The organism is Roseovarius marisflavi, from assembly GCF_900142625.1.
Taxonomy (GTDB): domain Bacteria; phylum Pseudomonadota; class Alphaproteobacteria; order Rhodobacterales; family Rhodobacteraceae; genus Roseovarius; species Roseovarius marisflavi.
This window is the reverse complement of record NZ_FRBN01000007.1, coordinates 98930-113935: the sequence shown is the minus strand read 5'-3', so window position 1 is coordinate 113935 and position 15006 is coordinate 98930. Positions and strand designations below refer to the sequence as shown.

15 protein-coding genes and 1 riboswitch are annotated in these 15006 nt (G+C 61.9%); of the genes, 8 read left to right on the top strand and 7 right to left on the bottom strand.

The features are described 5' to 3' along the window. Positions 1-14: 14 nt before the first annotated feature. Complete coding sequence (locus BUB78_RS08720; protein ID WP_073197131.1) at positions 15-545, bottom strand: tetratricopeptide repeat protein; 531 nt, start codon at positions 543-545, stop codon at positions 15-17. 260 nt (positions 546-805) lie between these two features. Between BUB78_RS08720 and gspD the strand changes: the two genes are divergently transcribed. From gspD to BUB78_RS08705, 3 genes are read left to right on the top strand one after another with little or no spacing between them, the layout of a single operon-like run. After that, positions 806-2746 carry a type II secretion system secretin GspD gene (gene gspD, locus BUB78_RS08715; protein WP_073197129.1) on the top strand — a complete coding sequence of 647 codons (1941 nt, stop codon included), beginning with the start codon at positions 806-808 and terminating at the stop codon, positions 2744-2746. A gap of 2 nt (positions 2747-2748) precedes the next feature. Continuing rightward, positions 2749-4200, top strand: a complete 1452-nt coding sequence (locus BUB78_RS08710) for a GspE/PulE family protein (RefSeq protein WP_073197127.1) — start codon at positions 2749-2751, stop codon at positions 4198-4200. After that, positions 4197-5408: a type II secretion system F family protein gene (locus tag BUB78_RS08705; RefSeq protein WP_073197125.1), complete on the top strand. Its 1212-nt coding sequence runs from the start codon at positions 4197-4199 to the stop codon at positions 5406-5408. Before BUB78_RS08710 ends, BUB78_RS08705 begins: the two co-directional genes overlap by 4 nt. Here BUB78_RS08705 and BUB78_RS08700 read toward each other — a convergent pair. After that, positions 5405-6805 (bottom strand): helix-turn-helix domain-containing protein, encoded by a 1401-nt coding sequence (locus BUB78_RS08700; RefSeq protein ID WP_073197123.1) that lies wholly within the window; start codon positions 6803-6805, stop codon positions 5405-5407. The two genes, BUB78_RS08705 and BUB78_RS08700, sit on opposite strands and share 4 nt — an antisense overlap. A gap of 190 nt (positions 6806-6995) precedes the next feature. After that, positions 6996-7199, top strand: a riboswitch (cobalamin riboswitch). A gap of 94 nt (positions 7200-7293) precedes the next feature. On the opposite strand from BUB78_RS08700, the gene BUB78_RS08695 reads away from it, so the two are divergent. After that, entirely contained in the window at positions 7294-7563 is a 270-nt protein-coding gene (locus BUB78_RS08695; protein WP_073197121.1) for a hypothetical protein, read from the top strand. A 215-nt stretch (positions 7564-7778) separates the two neighbouring features. On the opposite strand, the gene BUB78_RS08690 is transcribed toward BUB78_RS08695, so the two are convergent. Further along, a complete protein-coding gene (locus tag BUB78_RS08690) occupies positions 7779-8003 on the bottom strand; it encodes a DUF1127 domain-containing protein (protein ID WP_073197228.1) in 225 nt (74 codons plus the stop codon). Between the two features lie 249 nt (positions 8004-8252). On the opposite strand from BUB78_RS08690, the gene BUB78_RS08685 reads away from it, so the two are divergent. Continuing rightward, positions 8253-9314 (top strand): Mrp/NBP35 family ATP-binding protein, encoded by a 1062-nt coding sequence (locus BUB78_RS08685; RefSeq protein WP_073197226.1) that lies wholly within the window; start codon positions 8253-8255, stop codon positions 9312-9314. Between the two features lie 84 nt (positions 9315-9398). Here the strand turns inward: BUB78_RS08685 and BUB78_RS08680 are convergent, their stop codons facing one another. Together BUB78_RS08680 and BUB78_RS08675 are read right to left on the bottom strand one after the other, a co-directional pair. Next, on the bottom strand, positions 9399-9926 hold the full coding sequence (locus tag BUB78_RS08680) for a peptidoglycan-binding domain-containing protein (RefSeq protein WP_073197120.1): 528 nt from the start codon (positions 9924-9926) through the stop codon (positions 9399-9401). An 82-nt stretch (positions 9927-10008) separates the two neighbouring features. Then, positions 10009-10380 carry an OB-fold nucleic acid binding domain-containing protein gene (locus tag BUB78_RS08675; protein ID WP_245813413.1) on the bottom strand — a complete coding sequence of 124 codons (372 nt, stop codon included), beginning with the start codon at positions 10378-10380 and terminating at the stop codon, positions 10009-10011. Positions 10381-10507: 127 nt separating this feature from the next. Between BUB78_RS08675 and BUB78_RS08670 the strand changes: the two genes are divergently transcribed. Together BUB78_RS08670 and BUB78_RS08665 are read left to right on the top strand one after the other, a co-directional pair. Further along, entirely contained in the window at positions 10508-10831 is a 324-nt protein-coding gene (locus tag BUB78_RS08670) for a 2Fe-2S iron-sulfur cluster-binding protein (RefSeq protein ID WP_073197116.1), read from the top strand. A 1-nt stretch (position 10832) separates the two neighbouring features. Further along, complete coding sequence (locus BUB78_RS08665; RefSeq protein WP_245813411.1) at positions 10833-11540, top strand: FG-GAP repeat domain-containing protein; 708 nt, start codon at positions 10833-10835, stop codon at positions 11538-11540. Positions 11541-11630: 90 nt separating this feature from the next. Here the strand turns inward: BUB78_RS08665 and purD are convergent, their stop codons facing one another. Further along, on the bottom strand, positions 11631-12893 hold the full coding sequence (gene purD / locus BUB78_RS08660; RefSeq protein ID WP_073197114.1) for a phosphoribosylamine--glycine ligase: 1263 nt from the start codon (positions 12891-12893) through the stop codon (positions 11631-11633). A gap of 74 nt (positions 12894-12967) precedes the next feature. Here purD and xseA point away from each other — a divergent pair, with 74 nt between their 5' ends. Then, positions 12968-14470: an exodeoxyribonuclease VII large subunit gene (gene xseA, locus BUB78_RS08655; RefSeq protein ID WP_073197112.1), complete on the top strand. Its 1503-nt coding sequence runs from the start codon at positions 12968-12970 to the stop codon at positions 14468-14470. Positions 14471-14613: 143 nt separating this feature from the next. On the opposite strand, the gene BUB78_RS08650 is transcribed toward xseA, so the two are convergent. Further along, the gene (locus tag BUB78_RS08650) at positions 14614-15006 is read right to left on the bottom strand and encodes a hypothetical protein (protein WP_073197110.1); all 393 of its coding nucleotides are present in this window, start codon (positions 15004-15006) and stop codon (positions 14614-14616) included.

Below are 15006 nucleotides of genomic sequence, written 5' to 3'. Positions count from 1 at the left end.
CTATGCCGCGCGCGTTAGCCGCGCGCGCCAAGCTGTTTGAGTTCGACCTTGATATCCCGGCGCCGCGAGGCCATGGCCCCAAGCGGATCAAGGTCGCCGTCAAGCGCCATCATTTCCTTTAAGGCGGCATCTGCCGCGCGCAGCTTGGCCACGGTTTTCGGCCCGGCCGTACCGGCGTTGATCTCGGCGAGCGCACTTTCGTGATTCGCGGCACCGCTGACCGCGAGGGCCGCAGCGCGATCACTGCCTTTGCGGGTACTGGCGAGGGTGTCGGCGACCTGGGCCGCCTCGTCATAACGCCCTGCGCGTAACAGGGCATGCGCATATTCAAGCCGCAAACGCGGCTCGAGCGGGCCGGATTGCGGGATGAGCAAGGCATAGCTGTTGATTGCGGTGTCGTAATTGCCCGCCTCAAGCGCCTTGCGCGCCGTGCTGTACTTGCGCTGAAAATTGTTGCCCTCGCTGATTGCGCTCGGCTCGCAGGCCGCAAGGGCCATCAAAACCGGCATCAAAATCAATGGGCTGTTGTTGAAATGAAAGCGCATGCGCCCTCCTGATAACCTTAATGAGCCTTACCTATCACGACCCAAGAGAGGCGGGCCAAGGAAAAACCGGGGTATGAGTGAGAAATCTCAAAGGTGAGTCATAAGTGTGCCAGATGCCGTTTAACAATAGAAACGTCATATGAAATCGGATAGTATGCCCGCGTAATAGCAAAAAAAACCGTCGATAAACGGCGGTTGGATTCCTGAGGCAATACAAACAGACGGGCGGTATCAATTGATGATGTTCGTAATTTATAGCGATGCAGTTTTTTAAGGTTCTGGCCCTAGGGGCTTTTATCTGGCTCGCGCAGGTGTTTCCTGCAACGGCTCAGGTGTCATTGGATTTGCGCAATGCAAGTCTGCGTGATTTCGTGCAGATCGTGGCGCAATCCACGGGGCGCAATTTTATCCTTGATGACCGGGTGCAGGGCAGTGTGACCGTGGTCGCGCCAAACGAGGTGTCACCCTCTGCCATCTACGAGATTTTCCTTAATGTTCTGGAGCTTAACCGCCTGACCATTGTCGAAGGCGAAGAAACTGACCGGATCGTACCGATTGATGTGGCGCGCGAACTCGCCCCCGGACAGGAGCGCGGTGGGCTTGGCGGGGATTATGAAACCCGCGTCATCGTCGTGCGCAACAGCCCGGTCGCCGATATTGCCGAGGTGGTGCGCCCGCTTTTGCCTGCCGAGGCGGTGCTGTCGACGGTGCCGGATGCGGGGCTTATGATCCTGTCGGACCGGCGCGAGAATTTTCAGCGGATCGTCAAGCTTGTCGACCGCCTTGACACCCCAAGCCGCAATTCGATTGAAACCATCCCGCTGCGCAATGGCAATGCGTCAGACATGCTTGGGGTGATCAACACCCTTGCGATTACACCGGCCGGATCAAGCCTGTCGGCCGATAGCCGTTCGAATGCGCTTATCGTGTCGGGCACGCCTGAATTCCGTGATCGGGTGCGCAATATTGTTAATCAGCTTGATAAACCACAGCGCAGCATCGCAACCGAGGTGGTGCGTCTGAACTATGCCGATGCGAGTGACCTTGCCGATGTGGTCCGTCAGAGCTTTGGCGCTCAGGCGACCTCGGCGGAAGGGGGCGTCACGGGCAATTCTGCGATCACCATCGTGGCCGAGCCACAGCAAAACGCGCTTATCATCACCGCGCCCTCGGATCGGGTAAAGGCGATTGTGACTGCCGTGCGTGGCCTTGATCAGCGTCCCGATCAGGTCCTTATCGAAGCGGTGATTTTTGAGCTTTCAGTAGACAGCTTTTCCGACCTGTCGTTCCAGTTCGGCGGCGTGATCCAGCAGGCGACGGTCGGCGGGGTGGAATTTGCTCTTCAGGGTCGCCCGACACTGACCAATCTTGTGGGCACCGTTCTTGCGGGCAACAATCCGACCGGCGGCGGCACCGGCGGCACGATTGCCGCCTTTGACAAAAGTGGCATTGGCGGCTTTCTTGCGGCTCTTGCCAGTAAAAGCTCGACCAAGCTATTGTCGACGCCCTCGATCCTGACCCTGAACAATCGCGAGGCCGAAATCGTCGTTGCGCAGAATGTGCCCTTCGTCACAGGCAGCTTTTCCACCGTTGGCGATAGTGCAGTGCCGAACCAGCCGTTTCAGACCATCCAGCGCCAGGATGTCGGCCTGACCCTCAAGGTTACGCCACAGATCACCCGCGACAAAACCGTGCGTCTGGAGATCAGTCAAGAGGTGTCGAACCTGACCAACTCTGCCTCGGCGGCGGGCGGCGAGATCACCTCGAAACGGCAATTGTCGACCAACGTTCTTGTGCGCGACGGGCATGTGATCATGCTTGGCGGGCTGATGGAAGACGGCAACGGGTCGGTCAATCAGCGTGTGCCGGGGCTCAGTGAACTGCCGCTTTTGGGGCGCTTGTTCAAGGGCCGCAGCACCTCGCAGAACCAGCGGATTTTGCTGGTGATGATGCGCCCCCGCATCCTGAGCACCGATGCCGAGGCGCGCGAGCTTACCCGTCGTCTTGCCCGCGAGGCCAAGCGCATAAGCGCCGCGATTGCGCCGCCCGATGATGGCACCTATCCGCAGGTGCCGGATTCGACCTTTCCGTTCGACGGGGCCAATCTGAACCAACCATTCGATGCCGGCTTTATCGACAAGGGTGCGCAGAACCGGCGCTTTCCGCCGCTGCCGTCGCGGCTGCAATTCGTGGACAGATAACCATGGCCCCACCGCTTTTGCCCTTCACGCTTGCCCGCGATCAGCAGGTTCTGGTCGAGGGCGGCAGGTTGCTGGCAGGGCCGCAGGCAAGTGCGCTTGGCCTGCGCGAGGCGCGTCGTCGGGCTGGCGTGCCGCTGTCGGTCGAACACCTTGGTATCGACGCCTTCGAGGCGCAACTGGCGGCGCTTTACCAGGGCGGCTCTGGCGGTGACGAGGCCGATGGCGAGTTCAGCTTTGACCTTGAAGAGGGAGCAAATGGCCGTGGCCCGCGCGACCTTTTGGAGGACGGCGAAGAGGCCCCGGTGATCCAGCTCGTGAACCAGCTTTTGCGCCGCGCCGTGCGCGCCGGAGCATCGGACCTTCATGTCGAACCCAATGAGGGCGGCTTGCGCGCGCGCATGCGTGTCGACGGCATGCTGCAATCGGTTCTGGACCGTCAGGATGTGCCGGTGCGCCGCGTGGTGTCGCGCCTCAAGGTCATGGCAGGCCTTGATATTTCCGAAACCCGCCTGCCGCAGGATGGCCATATCGCCCTGCGCCTTGGCGGGCGCGCGATTGATGTGCGGGTCTCGACCCTGCCGGGCAATTACGGTGAGCGGGTGGTGATGCGGGTGCTTGATCGTTCGGCCGGCCTCATGCCGCTGGAACAGCTTGGGTTGCGCCCCGATCAGGTGGCGGTGCTCGAACGCATGGCGGGGCGGCCCAACGGGATTATCCTTGCCACCGGGCCGACCGGCTCGGGCAAGACGACGACGCTTTATTCATTGCTGCAACTGGCCAATGACGAAATCCGCAACATTCTGACCGCCGAAGACCCGATTGAATACGACCTTCCCGGCATTTCGCAAAGCCAGGTCAATGCCGAGATCGGCATGACCTTTGCCGCCGGTCTGCGCGCCGCCCTGCGCCAGGACCCCGATATCATCCTTGTCGGCGAGATCCGCGATCAGGAAACCGCAAGCGTGGCGGCGCAGGCGTCTTTGACCGGGCACCTCGTGTTTTCCTCGCTGCACGCCAACGGCTCTGTCGGGGCGGTGGTGCGGCTGCGCGATCTGGGGCTTGATGATTTTCTCATCGCCTCGACCCTGCGCGGCGTGATCGCGCAACGCCTGTTGCGCCGGCTTTGCAAAACCTGCCGGAGGGCGGCCGCGCCGACGCCCGACGAGGCCCGGCATTTCCGCGCCGTCAAGCTTGCGGTGCCGGATCAGATCTATCACCCGGTGGGCTGTGAGAGTTGCAACAACACCGGCTATGCAGGCCGGGTCGGGGTGTTTGAAATCCTTGAGGTCAGCGAGACCCTGCGCGCCACCATCGACAAGGGCGGCTCCGAGCTTGAGATGAAAGACGTGGCGCTTGAGCCCGATCAAACCCTCTTTGGCCAATCCCTGCATCAGGTCGCCGCCGGTAAAACCAGCCTCGCCGAGGCGCTGCGCGTGGTGGGCGACGCGCTGTGAGGGCGTTTAGCTACACCGCCTTCAACGGTGAAGGACAGCGCAAGAAAGGCACGCTTGTTGCCGAAAGCGAGGCACAGGCCGCCGATATCCTGCGCGGTCAGGGGCTTTTCGCCGAAAACATAAATGCCAAGCGGCAGGGCGGCGGACTGACCCGATCGCGCGGTCGGCGCACCAGGTTGAACGCTGATATGCGCGCGGTTTTTACCCGCCAGATGGCGGTTCTCCTGTCTTCTGATCTTTCGGCCGAGGTGGCGCTTGAAACGGTGCGCAGCTCGGGCACCTCGCCCGCCATTGAAGGCGCCGCCGCCGAGGCCAAGGCGGCGCTTCTGGATGGCCAGCCGCTGTCGGTTGCGCTTGAAATGACCAATGCCGGGTTTCCGCGCTTTTACGTGGCCGCCGTGCGCGCGGGCGAGGTCTCTGGCGATGTGGCGGCGGTGTTCGAGGGGCTTGCCGATTACCTTGAAAGCGTCGGAACCGACCGCGCACAGCTTGCTACAGCATTGATTTACCCTGCTTTTGTCGCCGCTGTCTCGCTTTTGGTTTGTGGTATCCTGATGGTGAATGTCGCCCCAGAGATTGCCGCGATGTTTGAGGTGTCGGGCCGCGAATTGCCCCCACTGACCCAGGTTGTGATGGGGATCAGCGATTGGATTCAGGCCTATTGGATCGGTCTCGCGATTGGCTTTGTCGCCGCGATCTTTGGGATAATAGCCGCCCTGCGGGTGCCGCGCATTCGCGATGCCTGGCATGAATTCGCACTGAAACTGCCGGTGATCGGGCGCTTGCTGCGCCTGTCGGCGGCGGCCCAGTATCTGCGCACGCTGGCGCTTGTGATTGCCAGCCGCCAGACGGTCGTGGATGCGGTCACCTCGGCCAGCGACGTGCTTGTCATCAGCCGTTTTCGCAACGAAGCCCTTGATCTGGCCGAGGCTGTGCGTTCCGGCGAAAGCCTGAGTCAGGGGCTTACCCGCATGACGCTCATTCCGCCGGTCTGTCGGCAATTGATCGACGCCGGCGAAAAATCGGCCCGCCTCGGGCGGATGACCGAACGCTCGGCTGTTCTGGTCGAAACATGGCTGACAAATGAACGCAAGCGCGTCTCGGCCCTGATGGACCCGTTGTTGATGATGGTGGTGGGCGGCATGGTTCTTGTGATCGTTCTGGCGATCCTGTTGCCGATTTTCGATCTGCAAGCCTCGGTCGGTTAACCCACGCTATAGGGCAGCACGCCGCGCTCGTCGGGGGTAACCTGCAAGCGCCGCTCGAGCGGCGGAACCGAACGTTGATGGCATTCGGCGCGCTCGCAAATCCGACAGGAAATGCCAATCGGCTCGAACGCGCGGGCGTTGCTCACGTCGAGGTCATCGGCATAGACCAGATCACCGGCATGCTTCACCTCGCACCCGAGGGCTATGGCAAAGCGGCGCACCGGCGCGCCAAAACTGCCGCCCGGTTTGCTCACGTCCCGCGCAAGGCTAATGTAGCGCACGCCGTCGGGGGTTTCGGCAAGCTGACGCAGAAACCGCCCCGGCGTCTCGAAGGCGCGATGCACATTCCAGAGCGGACAGGCCCCGCCAAAGCGCGCAAACTGAAGCCGCGTTGCCGAATGGCGCTTGGTGATCGTGCCGGCCTGATCGACGCGCACGAAAAAGAACGGAATCCCCTTGGCGGCGGGCCTTTGCAGGGTCGAAAGCCGATGGCACACCTGCTCGATCGAGGCGCCAAAGCGGTTGGCGAGCAATTCAAGATCGTGCCGCGTTTCCTGCGCTGCCTCGAGGAATTTACCATAGGGCATCATTGCCGCCCCGGCAAAGTAATTGGCAAGGCCGATCTTGGCGATGGCGCGGGCCGCGTCTGACTGAAAACGGGCGAAATCAAGCGTCGCCTCCAACAGAGCGTCTTGCGTCAACAGCGCCAGCTGCAACAAGAGCTGAAACCGCCGCGTTTCGGGCGCGGCGCGCGACGACAGATACAAAACCCCCGCCGCCCGGTCATAATGGCGCAGCTTGCCGACATCATCCTGCGCCAGGGTGATTCCCATCGCCGCCATCCGCTCGACCGCAAGATCATGGGCCGACAGATTGGCGTCACTGCCGGTGGCAAACCGCTCGGCGGCATGGTCGACCGCATCGATGTAGTTGTCGCAATAATGAAAGAAATCGCGCACCTCGTCCCAGGGGCTGGATTGGCTGCGCGCATCCTCGCGCCCGAGGGCCTCATCCAGCGAGGCCAGCCGTTCGTGGGTCTGGCGATAGGCGCTGTGCAATTCCAGAAAGGCCCGCGCCAGAGCCGGCGCATTCGACGCGGTCAGCCGCAGATCCGCCAGCGGCGGCGGGTCATCGCCAAACACCGGATCGGCAAGCGCCTCGCGCATGTCGCTGACCATGCGCTCGGCATCGCCGGTCGATAACTCCGTGACATCAAAGCCGAATTCCTGCGCCAAGGCCAGAACCACTGTGGTGCTGACCGGGCGATTGTTGTTCTCCATCTGGTTGAGATAGGGCAGGGATATGCCTAGTTTTGCGGCAAAATCCTTTTGTGTCAGCCCCAGCCTCTGGCGCGTTTCGCGCAGTTTGGCGCCAGCATAGAGTTTCTGTGTGGCCATGATCGCCTCATCCTTGGCTTTGCAGATTAGCTGTGGTCCAGATTAGATTTGCAAATCATCCACGGCAAGCCCGCAATTCCAACTTTCATCTTTCCATAAATACTCATTCTCCGCCCACGGCGACTCCCAAACCTGACGGTTTTCACCCGAACAGCTTCGGTTTTACGCATGGTGCGGCGGCGATTGCCGGGTAAGCTGATGGTACCTTGGTGCCGCCTTTGGCGGAGAATTGGGAAGCCGGTGCAACGCCGGCGCTGCCCCCGCAACGGTAAGGGAGGGCGTTTCGACAATAGACCACTGGGCCCAGACGGGTCTGGGAAGGTGTCAAAACGCAGGGTCACATCATCTGGCTCACCCCCCAAGTCCGGAAACCAGCCTTGGTGCAACGTCAAACCGCGGGGGGCGGTGTGGGCGGGTGCCGATACGCCCTGTCCCGGTTCAATCCCCGCCCCATCCGGCCCGGGGTGTGGCCGGGGAGTAGTCTTACGATGTCCCTTGACCGGATTCTCGATGGGTTGGAGCAAAGCAATTCGACGGGCGCGCAGGCGTCTCATCATGCACGACGTGGTTTTTTGGAATGGGCGGTGTCTGTCGCGGGCCCGGTGACACCCAAAGTGGCGCGCGCAGCGCTTGCCGCCCCTGCGGTCCTCGCGGCCGAAAGCGCGGCGGCCCGGGCCTTTGTTGGCTATCTGGAACAGGCCAGCCGCACCGCGCACATGCAAAAGCCGCGCCGTGGCCGGGCGCGCGTGCTGCATTGAAAAGGTCTTTGAATACAAAAAAACGACGACGCCAGGGAGGAGGAGAGGCGCCGCCGTTCTTTGTGCGTCCGACCCAGGGAGGAGGAGAGGGCCGTTAGCAATCGGTGGGGGCAATTTGCCCCAATTTTCCGGTCTCAGGCCTCAGGGAGGAGGAAAGAAGCCTTTGACCGTTTCAGATGCCCCAGGGAGGAGGAGAGGAACATCCGATCTCGTTGTTACGGGCGGGTGCCGTAAACTGATTCATGTGCGACCCGGCGAATCTCGCTGCGGTGCAGGCCGAGGTCAGCAAGATCGTGGCTGCTCAGTTCTGACAATTCGCGGATCGTGCTACGGTAGGCGCGATAGTTGGTGATGCGCTGCATTGCGGCATAAACGGCGACACTCAGGTCTTCGCTCAGGTGGTGCGCAGCGGCGCGGCGGGTGTCGGTTGCAAATGCCATATTCGGCTCCTTGCGTATTGGGTTGTATTCGTGTTCGACGATGTTCTTTTCGTCTTTGTTGAACCCAAGATACGCTTTTGCTGCAAGTGCACAATACCTGAGTTTGGCAATGCTGCTATGCAGCAAGTGCATAAGGGAAATTGACCTAACGTTAAGCAGTACTTACATTTTTTAGGCACTTGGTTAACGCCCCTTGCCCTTGGAGTGGAAACTGCCACCTATTGAGGCGTCGTTGCAAAAGGAATGATCATGTCGATAACACGCGCGGATATCGAAACCCGGCTCGCACTGCTTGAGTTGCCGGATGGCGGCACCCTGATGTCGCGCGACATGGTGCGCGCACTCACCATCACCGGCAGTGAGGTGCGATTCGTGATCGAGGCGCCAAGCCCCGAGATGGCGCGGATGATGGAACCCCTGCGCGCCGCCGCAGAGCGCGCTGCACTGACCCTGCCGGGGGTAAGCCATGCCAGCGTGGCGCTGACCGCCCATGCGGCCCCGGCCGCGCCGAGCCTCAAGGTCGGTGGCCATCCCAAGGGCGGCAACAGCTCGATCAGGCCGGAGGGGGTTGCATCCATCCTGGCCGTGGCCTCGGGCAAGGGCGGGGTTGGCAAATCCACTGTCGCCTCGAATCTTGCCGTGGCGCTTGCGCGCAAGGGGCGGCGCGTTGGCCTGTTGGATGCAGATATCCACGGCCCAAGCCAGCCGCGCATGATGGGGGTGAGTGCCCGCCCGGTCAGCGTCGATGGCCAGAGTATGGAACCGCTGGTTGCGCATGGGGTAAGCATGATGTCGATCGGGTTGATGCTTGATCCGGCCTCGGCGGTCGTCTGGCGCGGCCCGATGCTTATGGGGGCGCTGCAACAGATGATGACACAGGTGACATGGGGCACGCTTGACGTGCTGATCGTTGATCTGCCACCGGGGACGGGCGATGTGCAACTGACCCTTTGCCAGCGGGCGCGCCCGGACGGGGCCATCGTCGTGTCCACGCCGCAGGATGTGGCGCTTTTGGATGCGCGCAAGGCGCTGGATATGTTCCGGACGCTTGAAACGCCGGTCCTTGGGCTGATCGAGAATATGTCGGTCTTTCATTGCCCGGACTGTGGCCACGAGGCGCATATCTTTGGCCATGGCGGAGTACGTGACGAGGCGGAGCGGCTTGGCCTGCCGCTTTTGGCGGCGCTGCCGATTGACCTTGAGACCCGGCTTGCGGGCGATGCCGGTGTGCCGGTGGCCGGTGGCGGTGGTGTGATGGCAAAGGCCTATGGCGCTTTGGCGCAGCGCCTTATCGGCGAGGGTGTCGCGTGAGGTTGGGGGAATTTGGGGGCGCTGCCCCCGCTGCCCGTTGGGCGGCTCCCCCGGGATATTTAAGGCAAGAAGAAACAGGCAGGTTTAGCTGTCGGATTTGACCGAGACCAGCCCCAGCTTGCGCGCGGCAGCCAGTGACAAGATACCAGAATCGAGCCCCTCTGGCGCCTGAAAGCGGCGAATGGCGGCGCGGGTCCGGGCATCCATTTCGCCATTTGCCGGGCCGCGGTAAAGGCTGCGCGCAGCAAGGGCGCGCTGGACGGAGGCGACGAAATCGGGGGTTTGGTCGGCGGCGCAGGGGGTTTCAAACCATGTGATGCGGCGCTCTTTCACGATCGCCTGACGGGTTTCTGTTTTGTAGAGCGCGGGCTGGAGGATCTGGCCATCTCTGGTGATCTCTGCCGGTTGCAGCATGATCTGTTCGGTTACGGTTTCGATCACCGCCGGGGTTACATGTTTGCCCCAGCAGGTGCCGGGCGCAGCACCGGTAGGCGCCGTTTCGATGCGGGTCACCAGATCAGGCTCGCTCGCGCCTGTGGAGGGCAGGGCGGTTTGGCAGGCCGTAAGGCCAAGCATCATCAGGGGCAGCAGGGCGAAGGGGGGGCGGTTCATCGGCTCGGGCCTCTTGAGGCAGCAGTCTGGCGCTGTTTTGCCAATAGGTTAGCCGGTTTTTGCCGCCTGTGAAAGTGTGCTGTCAGGCAGGATCGGGCAGCATCAGGCGATCCAGCAGGGCCGAGATATCCTCAACCTCTTCCGCGACCAGATGCACCACGCCGGATTGCCGTTCAATCCGCCCGGTCACGCGCAATAGCCGCCCGGCAATCACCGCGCGGCGGAAGCGTTCGTAGATTTTGCGCCAGACGACCACATTCACCACCCCGGTTTCATCCTCAAGCGTAAGGAAAATTACCCCCTTGGCCGTGCCGGGCCGTTGGCGCACAAGCACAAGCCCGGCCACAGTCACCCGCGCCCCGGTCGGTGGCTCGGTCAGGCGCGCGGCAACAAGTGCCGAGGGCGGGCGCGGCCATGCCGGGCGTGTGGCAGGGGCGGATGTGCGAACTGACATGAAACAAATATAGAACATGAATGGTTTGTAGCAACTCTTTTCACCTTTGGTCGCAAATGGGGCTGGCCTGCCCTAGATGGCTTGGCTAGGAAAACAGTCGAAACAAAGTCAAGGGAGACGCCGAGCGATGGCCAAAATCACCTATATCGAGCATAACGGCACCGAGCATGTGGTCGAGGTCGCCAACGGCCTGACCGTCATGGAAGGCGCGCGCGACAACAATATCCCCGGCATCGAGGCCGATTGCGGCGGGGCCTGTGCGTGCTCGACCTGTCATGTCTATGTCGATCCGGCCTGGGTTGATAAGCTGCCCGCCAAGGAAGACATGGAAGACGACATGCTCGACTTTGCCTATGAGGCCGACCCGGAGCGTTCGCGCCTGACCTGTCAGATCAAGGTGACCGATGCGCTTGATGGTCTGGTTGTAAATATGCCCGAGAAACAGATCTGATATGATGCGGGCGGGGCGGCTTGCCTGTTGGCTTGCGGCCTGTGTCCTGGGGCTGCCTGCATTGGCCCAGGACTTCACCTCTGCCCGCTACGCCGAGCCGACCACGCGATACGCGCATGGGGTGCTCGGCGATGCGGTGGAATGGGGTGCGCTTGTGCTTGAGCTGTCCGATGGCACAAGCCGCCGCATGACCCTGCCAGAAACGCTTGTGTTCGAGGATATCGCGCCGCGCCTTGCCGATGTTGACGGAGATGGCGCGCCCGAGGTGATCGTTGTCGAAACAAGCCTCGACAAAGGCGCGCGACTGGCGATTTACGCCGCTTCCGGCCGGATCACAGCCACACCGTATATCGGTCGCCCGCATCGCTGGCTTGCGCCAATTGGCGCGGTCGATCTGGATGGCGATGGGCAGATCGAGATCGCCTATATCGACCGCCCCCATCTGGCCAAGACCCTGCGCATCTGGCGCTATGAGGCCGAAAAGCTCATCCAGATCGCCAGTAAACCGGGCCTGAGCAATCACAAAATAGGCTGGGATTTCATCGCCGGCGGCATCCGCACCTGTGGCGCCCCCCCTGAACTCATCACGGCCAATGCCGATTGGACACGCGTCATGGCCACGACTCTTCAAAGCGGCAGGATCAATTCCCGCGAGATCGGGGCTTATACTTCACCGCAAAGCCTCACTGCGGCGCTCACCTGCCCCTAGATTTCTTCTTGGACAAAATACTCCGGGGAGAGCGAGGGGCAGCGCCCCTCGCATCGGTCGGATGGCGCAAGCCATTCGACATCAAGACACTCAGAGCGCTCGCCAGCCGATATCGCGGCGACAAAATCCTTGCGGCCAATCAATCTGGTCCACCATCGCATAAGCGCGGTCGCGGGCCTCTTGCAAACTGTTCCCACGCGCCGTTGCCGCAAGAACCCGCCCGCCGGTGGCGACGAACTGCCCCTCGGCGCGGCCCGTGCCGGCATGAAACACCATGTGGAAACTGTCTTCTGGGCAATCCGCCACGCCTTTGATCACGCTGCCCTTTTCATAGGTGCCGGGATATCCGTTGGCGGCCATCACAACCGTCAGCGCATGATCCTCGGCCCAGTTGACCGCCATCTCCGACAGGCGCCCCTCGGCTGCCGCCTGCAACAGGTCAAGCACCTGCGCGCCAAGCCGCATCATCAGAACCTGACATTCAGGATCGCCGAAACGCACGTTATATTCCACAAGCTGCGGCTGGCCGTCCTTGATCATCAGACCGACAAACAAAACCCCCTGAAACGGCGTGCCGCGCCGGACCATCTCGGCGAGGCACGGGCGCACGATCTCATCGAGCGCCTTTTGCGTCACCGCCTCGTTCATCACCGGGGCAGGGGAATAGGCCCCCATGCCGCCGGTATTGGGGCCGGTGTCGCCTTCGCCGACGCGCTTGTGGTCCTGCGCGGTGCCCACGGGCAGGGCGGTTTCGCCGTCGCAGAGCACGAAAAATGAGGCTTCTTCGCCCTCCATGAACTCTTCAACCACGACCTCTGCGCCGGCACTGCCGAATTCGCCACCAAACATGTCGTCCACCGCTGCAATCGCCTGATCGACGGTTTCGGCCACGATTACGCCCTTGCCTGCCGCCAACCCGTCGGCCTTGACCACGATCGGCGCGCCTTGAGTGCGGATATAAGTCTTGGCGGCTTCGGCCTCGGTGAAATGGCCATAGCCCGCCGTCGGCGCGCCCGTTGCATCACAGATCGCCTTGGTAAAACTCTTGCTCGCCTCAAGCTTTGCGGCCTCAGCGCCGGGGCCAAAGACCGAAAACCCCGACTCGCGCAAGCGATCCGCCACCCCGGCGGCCAAGGGCGCCTCGGGGCCGATAATCACGAAATCAATCGCCTCGGCCTCGCAAAAGCCGATCACCGCCGCGCTATCGAGGATATCCAGACTTGCGCATTCGGCGATCTCGGCGATCCCGGCATTGCCCGGCGCCACGATAAGCTTGTCGCATTTCGGGTTCTGCATCACGGCCCAGGCGATACTGTGTTCGCGCCCGCCGGACCCGAGGATCAGAATATTCATGGCGCATAACTCCTGCTTGGCCTCGCTTGCCCCGCGTTCTAAGGTGACGCAAAGCCAGACACAAGGCAGCAGGCATGTCCGATCTGATCGACGATCCCACCCCCGGCGAAAACGCCCCCGAATTTTCGGTCTCTGACCTTTCCGGCGCGATCAAACGCATGATCGAGGGCGAATTTGCCCATGTGCGGGTGCGCGGCGAGCTTGGCCGTATTTCGCGCCCGCGGTCTGGCCATATCTATCTTGACCTCAAGGATGACCGCGCGGTTCTGGCCGGCATCATCTGGAAGGGCGTTGCCAGCCGTCTTGCTGTGCAACCCGAAGAGGGGATGGAGGTTGTCGCCACAGGACGGCTCACCACATTCCCCGGTCAGTCGCGCTATCAGATCGTCATCGAAGATATCAAACCGGCCGGCATGGGCGCGCTCATGGCGATGCTGGAAAAGCGCAAGGCGCAGCTTGCGGGCGAGGGGTTGTTTGCGCCAGATCGCAAAAAGGCCATCCCCTATCTACCGGAAATCATTGGTGTTATCACCTCGCCCTCGGGGGCTGTGATCCGCGATATCCTGCATCGTTTGCGTGATCGCTTTCCGCGCAAGGTGTTGATCTGGCCGGTTGCCGTTCAGGGCGAGAAATGCGCCGCCGAGGTGGCGCGCGCCATTCAGGGCTTTAACGCCTTTACCCCCGGCGGGCCCTTGCCACGGCCAGACCTGCTGATCGTGGCGCGTGGCGGCGGCTCGGTCGAGGATCTGTGGGGCTTCAATGATGAAATCGTCGTGCGGGCTGCGGCGGATTCGGATATTCCGCTGATTTCGGCGGTGGGGCATGAAACCGATACCACGCTGATCGACTTTGCCTCTGACAAGCGCGCGCCCACCCCTACGGCGGCGGCCGAATTGGCCGTGCCGGTGCGCCTTGATCTGATGGCCTGCCTCGATGCCCAGGATGCGCGGCTGACCCATGCGCTGACCTCGGGCCTGACGACACGTGGCCAGCGACTTCGTGATTTGTCGCGGGCCTTGCCGCGCGCTGATACGCTGCTTGATACGGCGCGCCAGCGGCTTGATACTTGGGCGGACCGGCTTCCGGCGGCCCTTATCCGCTCGGTACAGGCCCGCCGCGTGAAACTCTCTGAAACCTCGGGGGCCCTGCGTCCCGGCCTGTTGCGCCGCGCCGTCGATAGCGATCGCCGCCGCCTTGAGGGCACCGCCGCGCGGCTTAATATTCATGCGCTCTCGCGTGATATCGAGCTCAAGAAACGCGACCTTGCGCGCCTTACAACCCGGTTTGGCGATGCTGCCACCCGCCAGACCACCAATTGGCGCAGCAAGATCGACGCGTTGGATCGGCTTCGCGAAACCCTCGGCTATACCGCCACGCTCCAGCGCGGCTATGCGGTGGTGCGGGACGGCGATGGCGCGGTGCTGACCAGCAAGGCCGCTGCCGCCAAGGCCACTGCGCTTGAGATCGAATTCGCTGACGGTCGCCTGCCGCTTTCGCCCGAGGGCGCGCCTGCAACACCGGCGCGCCCGGCACCAAAGCCCAAAAAACCGCCCCCCACTCAAGGCAGCCTTTTCTGATTTTCGACTTTCATCTTTCCCAAAATACTCCCGCCGGAGGCATCCGGCCCTCAAGGCGGGGGTGGCGGTGAAATGTTCGATATGGGTAAGAATATTCCCGAATTCTCTGGGTAACTCCTCAGTTTTGGTTGAAATATAACAGGCTACACGCCGATCTCTGGCCCCAGACACAGCAGGGGTTCGTCTGATTTTTCCACCTCGTAAAGCTCGGCCATTGCGCGCGGTCCGCCAAAGCGCGCCACAAGCCCACCGGCCGACTGCTCAAAGCTCCAGCATTGTGGCTCTGGACGGTTTTCATAGATGAAACAGATCATCCCATCCTCTTCATACCACTGCCCGTCCTGGCATTTGCCATCCAGAAAAGACCACCGCACGCGCTTATTTTCCAGGTATTCCTCACCGCCATAAGGCTCGCCGCCCGCACCATAGTAAAACGTGTGGCCACGGGTATAGGCATCAAATTCGGCGGCAGTCATCTGGGCCTGCGCCGGGGCGCCAAGGCCGATCAGAGTGAGAGAGAAAATCAAGGCTCGCAT